This is a genomic window from Ralstonia sp. AU12-08, from assembly GCF_000442475.1.
Classification (GTDB): Bacteria; Pseudomonadota; Gammaproteobacteria; order Burkholderiales; family Burkholderiaceae; genus Ralstonia; species Ralstonia insidiosa.
Genome location: NZ_ASZV01000008.1, coordinates 40,810 through 58,028, shown reverse-complemented (window position 1 = coordinate 58,028; position 17,219 = coordinate 40,810). Strand labels below are relative to the sequence as shown.

Genomic DNA, 17,219 nt, shown 5'->3' with positions numbered 1-17,219 from the left:
AAGTACTTGCTTAACTATTCGGAGTCGCTATAGTTAACAACATGCTTAACCATGACACTTCTCTCGATCTCGCCTTCCAGGCGCTGGCAGACGGCAACCGGCGCGCGATGCTGGTCCAGCTCGTGCGTGGCCCGGCTTCTGTGAGCGAACTGGCACAGCCGCTCGACATCTCGCTGCCGGCGGTGATGCAACACCTGTCCGTGCTGGAGAACTCCGGTCTCGTGCGATCGGAAAAGGTGGGCCGCGTGCGCACCTGCCGGATCGAACCCGAGGCCCTGAGCCTGGCCGAGCAGTGGATCAACCAACGGCGCCTGGAGTGGGAGCAACACTTTGACCGCCTCGGCGCTTACCTGGATACCCTCAAAACCCAAGGAGACCCGCATGACGACGACCATTGACAGCCCCACCGCTACGACCCTGCGCCCGCTCGTGATCTCACGCACCTTCCCCGTCTCGCGCGACTGGGTCTTCACGGCGTGGAGCACCGCTGAACACATCAAGCGCTGGTTCTGCCCGACGCACTACACAGTGCCGGACGCGACGGTCGAGTTTCGCGTGGGCGGCAAGTTTGACGTGTGCATGCGCTCGCCCGAAGGGCAAGACCACTGGTCGCGCGGCCACTTTGTCGAGATCGTGCCCAACGCGCGCCTGGTGATCGACATGAACGTGGTGGACGGCGATAACCGCCCGCTGATGAACGTGCACACCGTCGTCACCTTTGCCGAAGAAGGGGGCGAGGGTGCGAAAACCACGCGCATGGAAGTCACGCAGACCCACACGCCGCTCGCCCCGATTGCCGAGATGATGATCAAGGGCGCGCCCGAAGGCTGGAAGCAAACGCTCGACAAGCTGGAGCGCGAAGCCGCAAGCGTGCCGCTGGCCGACGGCATCAAGCGCTCGGTCGTGCATGCCACATTCACCATTGAGCGCACGTACGATGCGCCGCGCTCACGCGTGTTCAAGGCACTGACGGACCCTGCCGCCAAGGCCAAGTGGTTTGCCGGCGGCAACGGCTACACACTGCTGGTGCGCGAGATGGATGCCACCCCCGGCGGCCGTGAAGTCGTCAAAGGGCGATGGGACAGCGGTGTGGTGTCGAGCTTCGAGGCCCTGTACCACGACGTCATTGCCAACGAACGCGTTGTGTACTCGTACGTGATGCACCTGGACGACCGCAAGATCTCGGCCTCGTTGGCCACACTGGAACTGCGTGAAGCAGGCAATGGCACACGCCTCGTCATGACCGAGCAAGGTGCCTTCCTTGACGGCTACGACGATGCCGGTTCGCGCGAACGCGGCTCGCAGTTCCTGCTGGACATGCTGGGCAATTCGCTCAAGGACTGAGCATACGCAGCACGTCGCGCGCGACGGTCGCCAACGTGACCGCCGCGCCAACGATGAGCCCCATGCCCCACAACACGCCGCCCGCATAGGCAAACAGAATCTGGCGCGTGGTCATGGCAACGTCTCCAGCAGCGGCTGCGCGAGATGCAGCAGTTGGTGGCACGTGGCGGTTTCATTGTCGGCAGGCGGCGCCTCCGACAGGCGTACCCCTATCAACCGCCACGCCACCGTGTCCACGCCGATAACGGCCGCCGCCGTCCCTGCCAGTGCGGCAGCTTCGCGGTTGCGTTCAATGGCGTGCCGGAAGACATCGGTCAGATCTCCATCGGGTGCGATGTCCTTCTCTTCGAGATATGCGAAGCGCGCTGTATTCGATGGTCCTTTGCGCGCATCCAATGCCACATGTGTGCGGATGGCCGCGCGGCCAAAGCTTTCGGTCACGACGTGGTAACGGCCGTTGACGAGAAAGTCACGGAAGGCGGCGTCATGCTGCCAAAGATAGAGCGACGAATACTCATTGGCAGTCGCGCCAAACCGCCCCTTCTCCCGCAGCAGAAACGCTTTGAAGAACAGGGCCGGTGCGTCATCCCATAGCGGACCACGCTGACTGGCGCGCACGTGCAGCCGCGCCATGTCGTAGTCGGCGGGCAGATGGTGAGCATAGTGAGCGAGCAACATGCGACACCTCAGCTTTTGTCTGCCACGTACTGCGCAATGCCGTGGCCGAACGACCAGTTCTCGGGCAGCACTTCCACCAGGTTGATGAACACGTCTTCGGGCCGCAGGCCGGGGCTCTCCTGCAGCAACTCCACGATGCGGCGATAGAGCGCCTGCTTTTGCTCGCGCGAGCGTGTGTTGCTGACGGTGAGCTGGAGCAGGATCGCATCGTCGCTGCGCGCAATACCAAAGTACGTGGGGCTGACGCTGAAGGTGCTGGCGTCGTGCTCGGTGATCGCCATGAAGCGATCGTCCTCCAGCACGTTGAAGGTCTCGCGCATGGCGCGATAGACGCTGTCGAAAATGGCTTGGTGATAGGCAACGGGCTTGCCGCGCCGCAATGACACTTGAACGAGGGGCATGGTGGACTCCGTGTTGGGTGATGAACCGTGCTCACAGCATGCCTCGGGTTGTCCATTTAAAAAAGACATCCTAAGATATTTCAATCATTCGATTTCAAAATGACTGAACCATGAGGATGCTCGATCTGGAGGCCGTACAAGCCTTCGTACTGACCGCCGACCTGAAGAGCTTCACGCGTGCCGCCGAGGCAATGGATTCCACTCAATCCGCCGTGAGCCTGAAGATCAAGCGGCTGGAAGACACGCTGGGCCGCCGCCTGCTGGAGCGCACGCCGCGCCTGGTGCGGCTGTCGCAGGACGGCAGCGCCTTTCTCGGGCCGGCACGCGATCTGGTGGCCGCGCATGAGGGTGCGATGTGCTCGTTCGGGGTGGAGCGGCGCCGGCTGTCGGTCGGCATGAGCCACCACATCGTCGGGGCGGAGCTGCCGCGCCTGCTGCGCCAGATGAGCCGGGCCGAACCTGCCCTGACGCTGGAAATCCGCATCGACAGCTCGCGGGAGATCCTCGATGCGTTTGAAGACGGGGCACTGGATGCGGCCGTGATCCTGCGCCATGACAGCCGCCGCACCGATGGCGAAGTCCTCATGGAAGAGCCCTTCGGCTGGATGGCCGCCCCCGACTTCGAACACCGCAGCGGAGAACCGCTCTACCTTGCCACCCAGTCCGAGCCCTGCCGCGTGCGCGAGATGGCCGTCAACGTGCTGGATGCGGCGGGCATTGCGTGGCAGGAAGTGTTTGTCGGCGGCGGCGTGGGCACCATCGGCGCAGCCGTCGCGGCCGGGCTGGCCGTGGCCGCACTCAGCCGGCGCGTGGCACCGCCCGGCACCATCGACGTGGGTGAATCGCTCGGCCTGCCGCCGCTGCCACCGCGCAGCGTGGTGCTGCATTCTCGGGTGGCCGATCCGGTGGCGAAAAAGGCGCTGCGCACCTTCTCCACCACCCTGCGCGCAACGGCCGGGCGATAACGCTGCAGGCGCACATTTGCGCAATCGCTGCACCGCGCGCAGTCCACCGGGCGACTATGCTTTGTCGCATGAAACCCCGCACCATTCGCGACTACCACCGCCGCATCGCCCGCGTGATCGAGGCGATCCTGGCCGACCCCGCTGCCCCGCACACCGTGCAGAGCCTGGCGGAGGTCGCACACCTGTCGCCGTTTCATTTCCACCGCATCTACCGCGCGCTCACCGGTGAAGGGGTGTTCGAGACCGTGCAGCGCGTGCGGCTGGCGCAGGCGGCCCAGCGCCTGACCGGAGCGGAAGATTCCGTCACCGACGTCGCCATCAACGTCGGCTATGGCAGCCCGCAGGCATTTTCCCGTGCGTTTCGCGAGTTCACGGGGGTCAGCCCGCGCGCCTTTCAAACCCGGCAACAGGAACTGATCGTGCCGACTACGGAAGCCGCTGGCCTGCCGCCGCTCGAACTGGTCGAGCAGCCGCCCCTGAACGCGCTGTGCCTGCGGCACGAAGGCCCGATCGCGACCATCCGTCAGACGTTCATCGCGCTATGGGAGGCGCTGGGCATCGAGAGCACGTCGCTAGACGCACCCGATCGCATCGGCATCTGCTATGGCGATCCGGAAACGCCCGGCTCGTTTGCGTACTTTGCTGGCGTCATTCTTGATACGCCACGCGCCATCACGGGCGGCCTGCAGCCGATGCGCATCGAAGGCGGCCTGTATGCCTCACACCGCCTCATCGGCCCCTACGCCTTGATCGCCCCGACGATGCAAGCGTTGTATGGCCGCTGCCTGCCCAGCTACGGCTTCGAGCCGGATGACCGGCCGACGCTGGAGCTGTACCGCAGTCCCGCCCGCCACCCTGTGCCGAGTGCGTGCGTGACCGACCTGATGATCCCCATCCGCAAGGAGTAATGATGTTGCGTCATTGCGTTGCCGCCGCGCTGGCGGCCGTTGTCATGGGCGCCGCCTGCGCGGCCGAGCCCGCCGCGCCCTACCACGTGGGCGAAACCTCCCGCGTGTTCCATCCGCAAGTCGAGCGGCATTGGCGTGGCGCACGCACGGAAGCGCTTGTCACCAACGTCTGGTATCCGGTCGATGCGTCGGTGCCTGAAACGCCGCGCAACATCGGCGAGCCCGGTCGGCCAACATTTCGCGGCCATCCATCGGCCGGCGAAGCGGCGCTGGCGCCCGCCCACTCCACCTACCCGCTGCTGATGCTGTCGCACGGCACCGGGGGCACAGCCGACAGCCTCGACTGGTTGGCCGCCGCATTGGCCGCCAACGGCTATATCGTCGCGGGTGTGAACCATCCGGGGAACAACGCGCTGGAGCCACTCACGCGCGACGGCTTCATGCTGTGGTGGGAACGCGCAACGGATGTGAGCGAGGCGCTCGACAGCATCCTCGCCGACCCGGTCTTGGGCGCGCATGTCGATCGCACACGCATTGGCGCAGTGGGTTTCTCGCTGGGGGGTTATACGGTGTTGGAGCTAGCAGGCGCACGTACCAATGTGGCGGCGTTCGAAGCGTTCTGCGGTGGGCCACAAGGCGATGCGATCTGCCGGCCGCCAGAAATGGATCGCTTGCAGCCGAGCCCCGGACCCAATGCGCCGAAAACGGCAGCAACGGAAGCCTCCCTTGCCCGCTCAGGCGCCTCCTACCGCGACGTGCGCATCCAGGCCGTCTTTGCCATCGCACCAGCCCTGGGCATGGCGTTGGATACAGATTCCCTGCGCAGTATTGCACTGCCCGTCTCGCTGATGGCGGGTGATGCCGATGTGACGGTTCCCGTGGAGAGCAACGTGCGCCGCATCGCCGGCCTGGTGCCGAACGCCGATGTGCTGCTGGTTCCAGGCGCGTCGCACTACACCTTCATCGATACGTGCCACCCGGGGGCAGTACCGCACCTGCCACTGCTGTGCCAGGACAAGGCAGGCGTCGATCGTGACGCCGTCCACGCCGAGGCTGTGCGCCGTGCGCTGGAGTTCTTCCGGGCGACGCTGCCGGCCAAAACCTGAGCATCGCCCGCCGGCGGCTTAGCGTTTCTGAAGCGCTACGCTGCCGATCGAATAGCCCGCACCAAACGAGCAGATCAGCCCCAGGTCACCCGCCTTCATGTCGGCGCGGTGACGGTGGAACGCAATGATCGAACCCGCCGAGGCCGTGTTGGCGAATTCATCCAGAATGACCGGCGCCTCATCGGCCGAGGCCTCATGGCCCAGCAAGCGCTTGCCGATCAACTGGTTCATCGCCAGATTGGCCTGGTGTAGCCAGAAGCGGCGCACGTCTGCCGGCGTGTGACCCAGTTGCTGCAGATGGCCGGCAATGTGCTCGGCGGCCATCGGGCAGACTTCCTTGAACACCTTGCGGCCTTCCTGGCGGAAGAGCTGGTCGCGGTCGTCCGGGTTGCGGTCTTCGCTGCGCGAGAGGTAGCCGGCGTTGTTGCGGATGTTGTTCGAGAAGCTGGTTGCGCACTTGGTGCCGAGCACGCGCCAGGCGTCGGCCGAGCGCGTGTCTTCTGCGCGCTCGACCAGCACGGCCGTACACACGTCACCGAAGATGAAGTGGCAGTCGCGGTCTTTCCAATCCAGGTGGCCGGAGGTGATCTCGGGGCTCACCACCAGCGCGGCACGCGCGGTGCCGCTGCGCACCGCGTTGATGGCCTGCTCCAGCCCAAAGGTGGCCGACGAGCACGCAACGTTCATGTCGAACGCATAACCGCCCGCGCCGATGCCGTTCTGGATTTCAACGCCCAGTGCCGGATACGGGCGCTGGAAGTTGGACGTTGCGCACAGCAGCATATCGACGTCCGCAGCGTCGCGGCCGGCCGCAGCCAGGGCATCGCGCGCGGCCGCCACACCGATCTCGGCCTGCAAGGACAGCACATCATCCGGGCGCTGCGTCAGATGCGGACGCATGCGCGCCGGGTCCAGCACACCAGCCTTGTCGATCACGTAGCGCTGGCGAATGCCTGAAGCCTTTTCGATGAATTCTGCCGATGATTCCGACAACGGCGCCAACTCGCCCGCAGCAATGGCTGCTGCGTGTTCCGCATTGAAGCGCTGCGCGTAGGCGTTATAGGAGGCGACCAGCTCCTCGTTGGTGATGACCTCCGGCGCGACCCACAGGCCCGTGCCGCTGATAACAACGTCGTGCATACCCGGTGTTTGTGAAATTTGTGTGGCGGGGACGATAGCACATTGACGCCGGGGAATGCCCTGCTGGCGCGTTGTCGTTTACATCTAGTCCGCATTCGCGTGACTGCGGAAACACGCGTGGGATGACTGTGCGTCAAACCCCGCGCGGTATTTACCGGAAGGAAGCGCTCGCCAGGGAGCAATGTACTCACTCCCCCTTCGGAAGAGCGGGTGGAGGCGGCAAAATCCCGTCCCTAGGAAAAATCGGCGGTGGTTCTTTCTGAGCGGGTGCCTCCCCTCGCATGGCGCGCATCTCTGCTTCGATCTGGGCCCGCCCTTCTGCCTGCGCTCGAGCGCGTTCCTCAGCCTCGCGCGCTGCACGTCGGCTTGGTGCAAAGTGAAAATCGGCCGGCCTGACGGGATACGCCGGCCCCGGATAGTTGGGATGCCCTGCAGCCCAGTTCGAAACAATGAGTCGAACCTGACCGCCGGGTAAGAAATGCACGTGCAACGTACCGGTTGCCGCATATTGCTCGATTGGCACCATGGCCTCGTGCCAATGCTCCTTCGCAGCATCACCCTCTGCGTTCGGATCAGAACTGGAGGTCGTCCATTTCACTTTAGCGGTTAGGCCAAGGCGCCAAGTCTTGGGGTATGCCAAGCAACAGACGAAACTCCCACCTCCCCCATAGGCAAACGAGTTCCCTCCCCACGTCCCGTCAACGTAGAACTGGTGGATATAGTCGGGCGTATGGTTGTACGAAGTGATGCTGGCCGTCGCCTTGCCATCCATCGGGTCTGGCTTCGTGGTGCAAGCTGTCAACGCGTACGGCAAAACCGTTGCTACCGCTATCGAACCGATGGCTTTCCAGATCTTCATTGGCAAACGCCGCTCCGAACGTCGGACGCCGCCACGCAGACTTCTCAAGGCTCCGGAGCCTTCCTGATTTCCAGCGACCATCAAGAGACCGCCGAACCGTGCAAAGCGATGATTTCAAGCCACGCGCTTACTGCTGCGGCTTTGCCCACAGCGGACTCTTGTTGTCCGAGGCCAGCACCTGCGCGAGCACGTCCGCATCGGAATCGCGAGCCGGTGCCGCGTTGTTCTTGCGGGAGCGCACGATCTTAGAGCGCTTCTTTACGTGCTTCTTCGCCTGAGCTTTGGTCTTTGTGCTGACTTGAACGGGGTTGGCAGAGGCCTGCGACGTCGTGGTGAGCTGAGCGCCGATGCTGGCGTTCACCCAGACGGCGGCGAGAAGGGCTGCAGCGATTTTGTATTGCATCTTTCTGAGAGAGGTTGATTGAAATAAAGACCGAATAGCCCAGCGTGCACCGTCGAACCCAGGGCAACGTACGAACTGCGATAGAGGGCCGAGGTGAGAGCTCCGCACTCGCTTTGCCAACCGGCCGCGACTGGCGCTTGCGCGGAAACACAGCTATCAGCCTATGCAAACCCGACCACAACCCTCACGAGCAAGAGCCCAAGCACCAGTCCGATCGCACTGATCTTGAATGTCTTGTGCATCAGCCCTGCGACTAGCGTCCAGATGGTGCCGGCAATTGCGATGACAGCTCCGGCAAGCAGAGGAAGCAGCAACCCTACAGCCCAGCCATGACTAGCCCAACCGCGGCTATCGCGTCCAAGCCAGAAAATCCCCCAGCAGGCCAAACCGGCAATGGGGAAGATTGCGATGCCTCGGATGAAGTCGCGCATTCGCATTTCGCGGGCACCACTGACAACCCTCTCCTGAGGCTCCCACATCGACATCTTGAACCGTATCAATTCAAACCTGATGAGCTGAAAACCGTACACGTCTACCGCTTGACCACCTGCTCCAACTCAGGCATCGGTGGCGTCGTCGGCCTCAGCCGGATGCTTTTGAGCAACGCATCAAACCGGGGGCGTGACTCAGCATATGGCGGTGCGTCCGCATTCAGCTTCGGATAGGCCTCTCGGCTGGCCGATTGCATGACGACCTCAATGGTTGGCAGAATCTGCGAGCCCGACCAACCGGCATTACCGGCATAGGCGTGATAACCCTCGCGGGGCGGCTTTCCTGGTCGCTGTGCTTCGACGACAACGCCGCCTTGCTCTGAAGTCAGTGCGCCAATCTTGACCGGGCGGGGTCCCAAGCGCTGCGTCACCTTCATGCCTTCAGGCGATGCTCCAATCAAACCCGCCATTGAACGGCCTGTCGCATTAATCAGTGTCGTCGCCGAGCCTTTGCCTGCTGGCACTGCCGAAAAACTCAGCTTGTAAAGCACCGCAGGGCTATCGGACAGTCGGAACGACGACGAGATTTCGTTGCCGTACGTGCCATCGTCACGCAGGAAGGCATAAGGCAGGCAAAAGCCACGCTCGTTGGGAATTTCGTACAGGTCTCGTGCCTGCAGTTGGCCGATTAGCTTGCGTAGTGCGTTTTCAGCGACGGCCCACTTGGCTTCCGTTGGGTCTTCATTGTTCTGGAGCCCACGCAGCATCGATTCAAAAGCGATGAGATGCTTGCCGAGTACGATTGCCCCACGCATGTAAGTGGAAGCAGACTTGTGGTTATCCGAGCGGAAAGCGGCGCTATTTGGTCGTCCGAGATCAATGGCTTTTTGGTATCGATCCGCCTTGAGATCGGCAACGTCCTGCTCAGTCTGCTTCAATCGATCGATAAGCATTTCTTGAATGCTAGGATCAGCAAGCTCCGGAGTCTTTTTGCGCGTCTCAATTCTTTCCTTTTGAATCCGCAAGGAGTCCAGCTTACCGCGTAGAGTTGCCTCGTTCATGCGCTTGCGATCATTGAGAAATTCTTCTCGTAGCGCCGGCGTAACAGGTCCATATACTGCAAACACCGTAAGTAACTCCGGCGTTTCAATTTCGATTCGCCCCCCTCCTGTGCCGTTATCAAAGGATTGATATAGCTGCTCGTAGGCTCCCTGCTTTGACGAGGTCGATGCAATTGCCCATTCAAAATTGGGACTGCGTGGCACATCGAACATCAGCCGCCCAAGGCATTCAGAGCGGCCATCAGGCGGTGTGGCATATCCCGGGCCCGTCGCTTCCAACCGGTCTTCTCTGCTCGGATTCGGTATCCGCACCCGTTCGCCGAGGCGGTCCGTGACCTCCACTTCTTTCGGTTCAGGTTCTTGCGCATGGCCACCTCGGCCGCACGCAACTAGGCAAATCGCTGCCGCACAGGCGGCCAGTCGCCGTACGTTGAATAAAGAGAATCGAGACTGCATGAATGCGTTTCCCTATGCGCCTGTCACGTGCTGATTTGGTCGGACTGATTGGGTGTTAGGGCCGCTGTCTGCTGCACGGGCTCTAGGCCACCCTCGGTGCCGATGTCCGCCAATGTGGTGAGGTTAATGCCAGAGGTATTGTCCTCACCTTGGGTCCACATGATAGGCAATGCCACGACGAATCCACGTACACCAGCCGGAGCGTGCTCTGGTAGCAATTTCTTGGCATCCCACGTAAACGACTCAGTTCTTGATCCAGTATCCTGCCAGAACCGTTCGTTGAAGGGCATGTAGCCGCCGAGTTTGTGCTCATCATTGACCCATGTCGGCCAAATGGGCGTCGGCTTATTAAGCGCTGGCAGATGTGGAAATGCTTTCTGATAAGCGAGAGCATTCTTCTGCGCAAGTTCTTGAACAGCCTGCCAAGTATTGGGGTCGGCGGGTTTATCTAACATAGCGGACATCTCGCTTGCAGGTGCCGCGCCCCCCATCAGTCCAAAGTGTTTGCGCCACAAGGCTTTACGCAAATTGTGCGCTGAAGCGCCAACCTTCTGCACATGCTTACCATCTAGCGGCGCAGAGAGTGGTGCGTCGTCATGCATGATGACAGCCAACTCCGAGTCTCGATCGCCCATCTGGCTGCGGTCGTTGATATTCGCGCTGCCCAGCACGACGGTACGGTCATCGGCAATCAGTAACTTGCTGTGTATATAGATTTGCTCTGTCACCGGGCGACCGCCAAGCGTGTCCCAATTTCGAAGGTTCAATAGCGTCAGATACTGGCCCCACCGGTCGTTGGCAATATTGCGACCGAGTTCACTAGGCTTGACCTCTTCGGCAATCGCCTCGGCCTGATTCCAAGATATTTTCTTCTCCTTCATATACTGCTTCGCCAGCAACGCCCGTCGAACCCGGTTGACCAAGCTATTGCTGCCAAACACCAACGACTGCATCGTCAAATGCAGTTGGGACATGATGTTGAGCGTATCCAGCGTGCCTTCCGGGTGAACTGGCAACACCATGTACACGTGAAACGGCAGATCATCCCGAATCGCTCTCGCAATACGATCACCCAACGCCTTGCTGATCGGGTTCAGCAGCGTCTTCTGTGCAGGCCCCAGTGCCCCAGTGCCCGCAATGGCAGCCTGGCTCGCCAACACCTTCTTCAAATCGTTGATGAAGTCCTTCCCGCCGCCTTTGAGATCACGCTGGACGACATCCACCTGACTCCATCGCACGCGGCTGAACCACTTGGCGGGGGGCACGCCGTCGATGCCGAGCTGCTTGGCATATTTTTGATATCCGGGCGAGCCGGTCAGATCCATCATGGCCCGCATTGGGCCGGATTTCGCACCCGGCACATCAGCGTCGCCGACCACATCCTCACCATACTCGGACTGGAAAAACTGCCCCTCGATGTAGAGGAAGTGCACGGACTCGCGGATCGCCTTGAGCATCGCGCTCAGGCAGCCGCTTTCTCGAACCGTGGGCGTTTCTTGCTCTCCTTCACCAGCCGCTTCCGCTTTACGCATCTTCAACGGAGCGCTGCGCAGCAACTGCACCCAACAATTGCCGGGCATGTCGGTAGATTCGACAGGGCGGTGCTCGGCAGCAATCCGCCGCACCTTCAGCGGAGCATTGGTGCCCATTTTCTTAAGCAACACCTCGACGGTTTTTCCATCGCTTAGCTCGTATTGCTTTGCCACGCCATTCCAGCGACGCACGAAGTTCCGGCTCAGATCGTAGACAGATGGACCTTCCACCCGGCTGTGCACGTCGTGCCAAGGCATGCGCGGCTGCTTGTCGGGGTCGACGCTCTTGCCCCCGGTCGGCAGCAATTTTCCGAGCTTCTCCAGATTTTCGTAGCACGTCTTGCGCTGATCGCCCTGGGCCTGCAACGCAAGCACCACGCGAATCACAAACGCTTGAATGCTCTGTGCCGTGGTTTCAAGCAGCTTAGGGGGCAAGTTTGCCAGGGAGGCACCATTCAGCCACGCAACTAGAGCTGTCGCCGCGTCCTGCGCCTGCGCGCTACCAAAATCCCACAAGCCTTTAAGCTTGGTTTGCGTGGCACGGTCCAGTTTGTGGAAACTCCATTGCGCCAAACCCGTCGCGGCATCCTGCCCGGCATCGATTGCCCCCTCCCGAACCGCCTCCTTTACATCCTCAACCTTCTTCTGCGCCTGGTGTATGAACTCCGGCACCAGATCGACCGTGTCCCACCAGTCTGATATCTCTTGCTTGGTATCCTGGACCTTGCCTTTGGCCGTGCTCCAGGCGTCCATCGCCATGGCAATTTCTTTGATTGGCGCGGAAAGCAGAAACTGTGCGACGTTGCCCAGCTTGTTGTCGAAGCAAGCCGCAACAAGTTCGGCACGGGTCAAGTAATCCACTTGTTCGGTGTGCGACAACGAATGGATCGGCGGCACGCAACTGTTGTACAACTCGCTGCCTTTTCTGCCATCGGACTTCAGCAGAAACCGGCCATCGTCGCGGCGGCCGTAAGCCAAGTCGATACCGCCGACGAATGCCACCTTGTTGTCGATCACCACCTGCTTCTGGTGGTGAGAGAAAGCAATACCGAGTGCACCTACCTGATCGCATTGCGAAACCGCAGGTAGGACAAATGCGCGAGGTGCCGGCAGACCCGCGTTCAATTGGATAACGGCTAACGCGGTTTCGAAATCACCAGTATCCACGCCTACTTTAGGCGACATCCAGGGCATCACATAGACACTGGCGCCACCCCGTACAGCGTTGCGCAGGCATGTCCAGAGGGTTTTCTTACCAGTCAGGGTGACGTCGAAATTCACCTGCCATCCAACGATAAAGACACAGGACTTCGCACCCTCGATCGCACTAGCGACTTCCGCAAAGTACTCGGCGCCGGTCGCGTAGTACCGCACAGCGTTACCTTTGCGGGCCTTTGAAAAAAATTCCTTGCCATGGAGGAAACACCCAGGCGCGGAGACGGCCGTCTTTGCGGGTTTTCCGTCCTTACCAACAATCTGGTGGATCTGCTTTTCAGGTGCGCCCATCTGACTTATTTGGTGAGTTTTTCGTAGATCTGCTTAGCGGTGCTGGCACCGAGCGCTTGCCGTGCGTAGCTCAGATGACTCTGAGTTTGGTCACTGGTGATCGCTGTGGGCAAATCTGCGCTGAAGTCGGCGGCGTTCAGTGCGTGGCGGGCAGAATCCTGATCTGTCCAGTCGTCTTGCTGCTGCGCCACATTGATGCGGACGGTTTGCCCCGGATACACGAGCCACGTGCTGCTCGGGTTGCTGCTGTAGGCACGCGCGAGGGCCTCGTGTTGCTCACCTGTCAGATTCAGATGGCCATCCTGATCTGTCATGCCTTGCGCGACTAAATGCTCCTCGGCTACCAATCCAAGTCCTTCCGGAGCATCTCCTGTTGCGATTTTCCAAGGCGCGTGAGCAATGGCATGCCCACCAAGCCCCGGAGTATTGGCAAGCTTCATACTGAATTCCATCGGCTTGTACGGGATCGCTGACACAGGAAACGTCGGCAACGGATAGTCCGCATTCACCGGCCCCTGAAACTGCCGCTGCGCCGCCTTATACGTAATCGGCCCGACACACTCCACCGTAATGTTCCCGCCCTCGATCGTGATCGACGCCCCGCCCGCCGTGGCAATGCGAATCCGCTTGGCCGCCGCAAAATCCACGTTCATGTTGGCCGACACCAGCTTCAGGTCTTGCTTGGCCATCAGCTTGAGCACGTCGTGCTGGGCCTGCACGTCGATGTTGTCCTGCCCCGCGGTGATCTGCAGCCCGATGTTGTTGTCCCCTGCCTTGGACAAACCCGCTGCTACACCGATGGCGTGACCCGCGTGCAGGCGCGCCTGTTTGCCGATGGCGAGGTTTGTGTCCTGGCCGCTGCCAAGGGCGATGCTTTCGCCGTTGGAGAACTGCAAGTCTTGGCCCGCCACCATCACCACGCCAGCACGGCCGGCAAGGTGCGCGATGGCCTCACCTTGGTGCGGCACCTTGCCTTGCGTGGCGGTGTTGCCGGCGCTGGCGTCTTGCTTGGCGGCATCCAGCGCCTTGCCGTCGACCATGCCGGCAGCAGCCTTTGCCTGCTTGCCGAGTGGGGCGTCGTCGTCCTTGGCGGTGGCAAGTGCGGTGGTCTGGTGCGTGACAGCGCCCTGCCCCAATGATGCGGTCAGTGACTTGGCTTGCTTGATCAACGCGATGCCTGCTGCGTTGTCACCCGTGGGCAGGGCTTTGCCGTTGCTGGCATCGCGGTACGTGGTAAGCAGTAGGCCCGCCTGACCGCGCACGGCGGCGTGCCCATCGGTACGCAACTCAAAGCCCTGGCCGCGGAAGCTGCCGCGCCGGTTGTCTTGTTGATGAACGAGGTGGCCGAGGTTGAGCTGGCTGTACTGCTGCGTGGTGCCAAGCTGTGTGCGCAGCTGGCCGTCGCTGTCGTCAAACACGAGCTGGTTGTAGCCGCTGCCGCCGTGCTCGGCGCTCTTGAAACCCGTGTGTGCGGCGGCGTTGCGATGGCCTTCGGCTTCCGTGCCCATGCCATGCCACGCGGGGCTGTGACCACCGGCAACGTTGCCCTGCGCACTGGTGGTGCTGTCGCTGCCTTGCTTGTAGAGCGCGGCGCCGTCGCTCTGGCCAGAGGCACCCTGCCCGCCCGGCGTGGGCGCGATGCCGGCTTCGCCTTGCCCGTTGTACAGCGCACCAATCACGACCGGCTGGTCGATGTCGTCTTCGCTGAACTTGACGAGCACTTCCTGACCGATGCGCGGCAGCCACTGCCAGCCCATGCCCGCGCCTGCCTGGCGCTGTGCCACACGCACCCAGCGGGTGCTGCGGTCATCAGCGCGCTCGCCTTGTTGCCAGGGGAAGCGGACGCGGATTTCACCGGCGGGGGTGGTGTGATGTTCGCCATCGCCACCGGCTTGCGTCTGGCCATCGGGGCCGACCACGATGGCGCTGTGCACGCCTTGTGCCGTGGGCGGCGAGTACAAACGGCCGGTGTCGGGTTCGGTCACGGCCGGGCGCCAGGGGCGGCGGGCATCGCTGGCGCGGAACAGGCCGACATAGCCATGCTTGCGCGCTGCGGCCAACAGATCGCCGGTGGGCGTCAAACGTTCGACGGGCGCGTCCGCCTCTTGGAAACCGAAGACACCCGGGCCGGATTCCGGCGCATCAGGTGGCGTATCAAACAGCAGTGAAGCGTCCAACCCACCCAACCGCTGGCCCAGCGCGAGGTGCGTGTCGGCCGTCAGGTTGTTGATGCCGCAGTGCTCCACCAGATCCATCAGCAGCGGATACGGTGCGTTGGCATCGGCATTGCCGTCTTGCGGCAGATGCGGGCAGTCGCGCAACTGCAAGCGCGTGCCGCTGCGCAGCGTGCGCACCGTGCCACGGCCGGAGAACAGCAGCGCGCGCGCCTCCAGGCTTTCCATGACTTGTTCGGCAACGCGCTGTGCGTTGGCGGCATCGGGCGCCAGCGATGGGCTGATCGACAGATACGCGTCGGGGCTGCCCGATACGGCACCAGCGCGTGCCGGCGCATGACCACGCACGCTACTCTTGCCCTCCGGGTCCCACGCCGCCACGGCCACGCCGCCTACGGTCGTGCGGCTGTGGCAGGCGAGTTGCTGGATAGCATCGCTTTCTTCCTGGCTGTGCGCGCGGTGGTAACGAATGCCGCCATCAGCAGCCGATTCCGTGTCTTCCGCCAACTGGGTGCTGTCGGCAAAGATCACAAGCGTATGACCGCCATGCGCATGCTCGTCTTCCGCCGTGGTAAAGCCGAGCCCGGCCTCTGCCAGCAGACGTGTGACGAAGTGGTAGTCGGTCTCGCGAAACTGCGCGATGTGGCTGCGCGTGCCGAAGTCGTTCATGCGCGCCTCGGCGCCGGCGGCATAGCGCCACGATGCATACGGTGCGTACGGGTTCAGCACCTGCTCAAAGATGTCCGCCAGCGGCCGGTTCTGGAACACCTGGCTGTGGCGCTGCTGCGTCGCCAGCCAGAACCAGGGCACGACGGTCAGGCGATAGCGCGTGAGGCTGCCATCCGCACCGAGCTTCTCAGCCAGGCGAATGAGCCCGGTGCGCTTGGCTTGCGTGCCATTGGCCAAGGTCGTGACCAACGTCACGCGTTGGCCGAGCAGCGATTTGAGCGCAATGCGCGCGTTGGCGCTGACCGCCACCACGCGCCACTCGAACAAATCGGAGAGCGCCTCGCGGCCGAGCCACGCTTCCACCGCCAGGTCTGCCAGCGGGCCTTCGCCTTCCAGGGCATACAGACGATGCGCCGGCGCAAAGAGGTTCTGGAGAAGGGTCGTTACGTCCATTCGCTGTCCGATACTGCAACGACGGGCGCATCACGTAAGAACGATGACGTGAAGCCGGCGCGCATGCATTGTGTGGGCGGCGCATTGTCTCGCATTGCGCCAGCCGCCTGATTAACGCCCGGCAACACAAACATCGCCTGACGATTGCCCTTCCGGACATCCACCGAGCGGCTATTTCCCCTTGTAATTGGGTTGATTGGCCGGTTGATTGGCGTTTTGCGGTGCAAGCAATGCCGCCAGCAAATCGGCATCCGGATCATCCGCCGCCAATCCGCCTTTACGGTTCTTGGCTTTTGTCGTGGCTTGCGGTTTTGCCTTTGTAACTTGTGCCACCTTGACCGGTGTATTGGTGGATTTTGCAACCAGCTTGGCGGTTTCCGCCTTGGCTTGCGGCGTATCACCCGATTTGGCCGTCACGGCTTGCTGCGCCGTGGTCGAGGTATGGGCATCCTTTGCAGGAGCATCGGCAGTTGCCTTGGCGGTTTGCTCATCCTTGCCCAGCTTGTCGAGCGTGTGCTCGTCATTGGGGGTCACGTTGACGATGGTGGCCGCGGAGGCTGCGGCACTCTCGCTGGCAGCCGCTGCTGCGGGCGCGGCCGCCGTGGCCTGCGTGGGCTCGGCTGCGGCCTGCTGTGCGGCTGCAGGGGTGGCAGGCGTCGCGTGTTCGGCCACTTGCGGTGCACTCTGATCGCCCGGCGGGTTCAGCACCACCCAGGCGCCGACGCCCGCCACCAGCACCGCGATGACCGCAGCGATGCCATAGCGACGCCCCGAACGCTTGGGCGGCTTGCCACCCGCCCCGACCCTGCCTTCCAGGCTCGCGAGGATGCGTGTATGGCCAGCCTCATCAGTTTCAGGCTGGGAATTGAAGAGCGTTGGGGGCCCTTCTTTTTTCAAATCGCCGTTATTACTCATCACGGGTCCAGAATTGAAATAGAATGCGCGGCGAGCGTATGCGCTTCAAAAACAACGTCCGAGCATCAGGTACAACAAAACATGCCGATTCCGGTTGTGGCTGCTGATTCTAAGTCTGGCCTAGCTGAAAGACAAATGCTTAGGAAAGACACACGCTTTCTTTATCGTTTGTTAATAAAGCAGAACCTAAAATCGGCTGAATTTTTATCGTTTCATAA

The 17,219-nt window shown here is 61.9% G+C and carries 16 protein-coding genes; 5 read left to right on the top strand and 11 right to left on the bottom strand.

Annotated features, from left to right (window positions below; translation table 11 throughout):
• Nucleotides 1-41: 41 nt before the first annotated feature.
• Both C404_RS35920 and C404_RS35915 read left to right on the top strand, forming a co-directional pair.
• Nucleotides 42-398 carry an ArsR/SmtB family transcription factor gene (locus tag C404_RS35920; protein WP_021193578.1) on the top strand — a complete coding sequence of 119 codons (357 nt, stop codon included), beginning with the start codon at nucleotides 42-44 and terminating at the stop codon, nucleotides 396-398.
• Nucleotides 382-1,344 carry an SRPBCC family protein gene (locus C404_RS35915; protein ID WP_021193577.1) on the top strand — a complete coding sequence of 321 codons (963 nt, stop codon included), beginning with the start codon at nucleotides 382-384 and terminating at the stop codon, nucleotides 1,342-1,344. The genes C404_RS35920 and C404_RS35915 overlap by 17 nt, the downstream gene beginning before the upstream one ends.
• Here C404_RS35915 and C404_RS60850 read toward each other — a convergent pair.
• From C404_RS60850 to C404_RS35905, 3 genes are read right to left on the bottom strand one after another with little or no spacing between them, the layout of a single operon-like run.
• Nucleotides 1,334-1,459, bottom strand: a complete 126-nt coding sequence (locus C404_RS60850) for a hypothetical protein (RefSeq protein ID WP_021193576.1) — start codon at nucleotides 1,457-1,459, stop codon at nucleotides 1,334-1,336. The genes C404_RS35915 and C404_RS60850 overlap by 11 nt on opposite strands.
• Nucleotides 1,456-2,022 (bottom strand): DUF4865 family protein, encoded by a 567-nt coding sequence (locus C404_RS35910; RefSeq protein WP_021193575.1) that lies wholly within the window; start codon nucleotides 2,020-2,022, stop codon nucleotides 1,456-1,458. Before C404_RS35910 ends, C404_RS60850 begins: the two co-directional genes overlap by 4 nt.
• Before the next feature lie 8 nt (nucleotides 2,023-2,030).
• Entirely contained in the window at nucleotides 2,031-2,423 is a 393-nt protein-coding gene (locus C404_RS35905; protein WP_021193574.1) for a tautomerase family protein, read from the bottom strand.
• 110 nt (nucleotides 2,424-2,533) lie between these two features.
• On the opposite strand from C404_RS35905, the gene C404_RS35900 reads away from it, so the two are divergent.
• From C404_RS35900 to C404_RS35890, 3 genes are all read left to right on the top strand, one after another.
• Nucleotides 2,534-3,388, top strand: coding sequence for a LysR family transcriptional regulator (locus C404_RS35900; protein ID WP_031328916.1), 855 nt, complete (start codon nucleotides 2,534-2,536; stop codon nucleotides 3,386-3,388).
• A gap of 68 nt (nucleotides 3,389-3,456) precedes the next feature.
• Complete coding sequence (locus C404_RS35895; protein WP_021193572.1) at nucleotides 3,457-4,296, top strand: AraC family transcriptional regulator; 840 nt, start codon at nucleotides 3,457-3,459, stop codon at nucleotides 4,294-4,296.
• The gene (locus tag C404_RS35890; protein ID WP_021193571.1) at nucleotides 4,296-5,402 is read left to right on the top strand and encodes an alpha/beta hydrolase family protein; all 1,107 of its coding nucleotides are present in this window, start codon (nucleotides 4,296-4,298) and stop codon (nucleotides 5,400-5,402) included. Before C404_RS35895 ends, C404_RS35890 begins: the two co-directional genes overlap by 1 nt.
• Nucleotides 5,403-5,420: 18 nt before the next feature.
• On the opposite strand, the gene C404_RS35885 is transcribed toward C404_RS35890, so the two are convergent.
• The 8 genes from C404_RS35885 to C404_RS35855 all read right to left on the bottom strand — a co-directional run bounded on the left by C404_RS35885 (nucleotide 5,421) and on the right by C404_RS35855 (nucleotide 17,001).
• Entirely contained in the window at nucleotides 5,421-6,542 is a 1,122-nt protein-coding gene (locus tag C404_RS35885) for a beta-ketoacyl-ACP synthase III (RefSeq protein WP_021193570.1), read from the bottom strand.
• A 187-nt stretch (nucleotides 6,543-6,729) separates the two neighbouring features.
• Nucleotides 6,730-7,401: a DUF3304 domain-containing protein gene (locus C404_RS59105; protein WP_080981207.1), complete on the bottom strand. Its 672-nt coding sequence runs from the start codon at nucleotides 7,399-7,401 to the stop codon at nucleotides 6,730-6,732.
• A 127-nt stretch (nucleotides 7,402-7,528) separates the two neighbouring features.
• Nucleotides 7,529-7,762, bottom strand: a complete 234-nt coding sequence (locus C404_RS35875; protein ID WP_235180616.1) for a hypothetical protein — start codon at nucleotides 7,760-7,762, stop codon at nucleotides 7,529-7,531.
• A 203-nt stretch (nucleotides 7,763-7,965) separates the two neighbouring features.
• Nucleotides 7,966-8,235 (bottom strand): hypothetical protein, encoded by a 270-nt coding sequence (locus C404_RS35870; protein ID WP_152905881.1) that lies wholly within the window; start codon nucleotides 8,233-8,235, stop codon nucleotides 7,966-7,968.
• Nucleotides 8,236-8,336: 101 nt separating this feature from the next.
• Nucleotides 8,337-9,752, bottom strand: coding sequence for a T6SS immunity protein Tli4 family protein (locus C404_RS60420; protein WP_031328914.1), 1,416 nt, complete (start codon nucleotides 9,750-9,752; stop codon nucleotides 8,337-8,339).
• A 23-nt stretch (nucleotides 9,753-9,775) separates the two neighbouring features.
• Entirely contained in the window at nucleotides 9,776-12,790 is a 3,015-nt protein-coding gene (locus tag C404_RS35865) for a phospholipase (RefSeq protein WP_021193564.1), read from the bottom strand.
• A gap of 5 nt (nucleotides 12,791-12,795) precedes the next feature.
• Nucleotides 12,796-16,086 carry a type VI secretion system Vgr family protein gene (locus tag C404_RS35860; RefSeq protein ID WP_021193563.1) on the bottom strand — a complete coding sequence of 1,097 codons (3,291 nt, stop codon included), beginning with the start codon at nucleotides 16,084-16,086 and terminating at the stop codon, nucleotides 12,796-12,798.
• A 171-nt stretch (nucleotides 16,087-16,257) separates the two neighbouring features.
• A complete protein-coding gene (locus C404_RS35855; protein WP_031328913.1) occupies nucleotides 16,258-17,001 on the bottom strand; it encodes a hypothetical protein in 744 nt (247 codons plus the stop codon).
• Nucleotides 17,002-17,219 lie beyond the last annotated feature (218 nt).

Bases quoted from the DNA above. Each gene is read 5' to 3' on its own strand.
- C404_RS35920 (WP_021193578.1), top strand. From the start codon at position 42: ATGCTTAACCATGACACTTCTCTCGATCTCGCCTTCCAGGCGCTGGCA.
- C404_RS35915 (WP_021193577.1), top strand. From the start codon at position 382: ATGACGACGACCATTGACAGCCCCACCGCTACGACCCTGCGCCCGCTC.
- C404_RS60850 (WP_021193576.1), bottom strand. From the start codon at position 1,459: ATGACCACGCGCCAGATTCTGTTTGCCTATGCGGGCGGCGTGTTGTGG.
- C404_RS35910 (WP_021193575.1), bottom strand. From the start codon at position 2,022: ATGTTGCTCGCTCACTATGCTCACCATCTGCCCGCCGACTACGACATG.
- C404_RS35905 (WP_021193574.1), bottom strand. From the start codon at position 2,423: ATGCCCCTCGTTCAAGTGTCATTGCGGCGCGGCAAGCCCGTTGCCTAT.
- C404_RS35900 (WP_031328916.1), top strand. From the start codon at position 2,534: ATGAGGATGCTCGATCTGGAGGCCGTACAAGCCTTCGTACTGACCGCC.
- C404_RS35895 (WP_021193572.1), top strand. From the start codon at position 3,457: ATGAAACCCCGCACCATTCGCGACTACCACCGCCGCATCGCCCGCGTG.
- C404_RS35890 (WP_021193571.1), top strand. From the start codon at position 4,296: ATGATGTTGCGTCATTGCGTTGCCGCCGCGCTGGCGGCCGTTGTCATG.
- C404_RS35885 (WP_021193570.1), bottom strand. From the start codon at position 6,542: ATGCACGACGTTGTTATCAGCGGCACGGGCCTGTGGGTCGCGCCGGAG.
- C404_RS59105 (WP_080981207.1), bottom strand. From the start codon at position 7,401: ATGAAGATCTGGAAAGCCATCGGTTCGATAGCGGTAGCAACGGTTTTG.
- C404_RS35870 (WP_152905881.1), bottom strand. From the start codon at position 8,235: ATGCGCGACTTCATCCGAGGCATCGCAATCTTCCCCATTGCCGGTTTG.
- C404_RS60420 (WP_031328914.1), bottom strand. From the start codon at position 9,752: ATGCAGTCTCGATTCTCTTTATTCAACGTACGGCGACTGGCCGCCTGT.
- C404_RS35865 (WP_021193564.1), bottom strand. From the start codon at position 12,790: ATGGGCGCACCTGAAAAGCAGATCCACCAGATTGTTGGTAAGGACGGA.
- C404_RS35860 (WP_021193563.1), bottom strand. From the start codon at position 16,086: ATGGACGTAACGACCCTTCTCCAGAACCTCTTTGCGCCGGCGCATCGT.
- C404_RS35855 (WP_031328913.1), bottom strand. From the start codon at position 17,001: ATGAGTAATAACGGCGATTTGAAAAAAGAAGGGCCCCCAACGCTCTTC.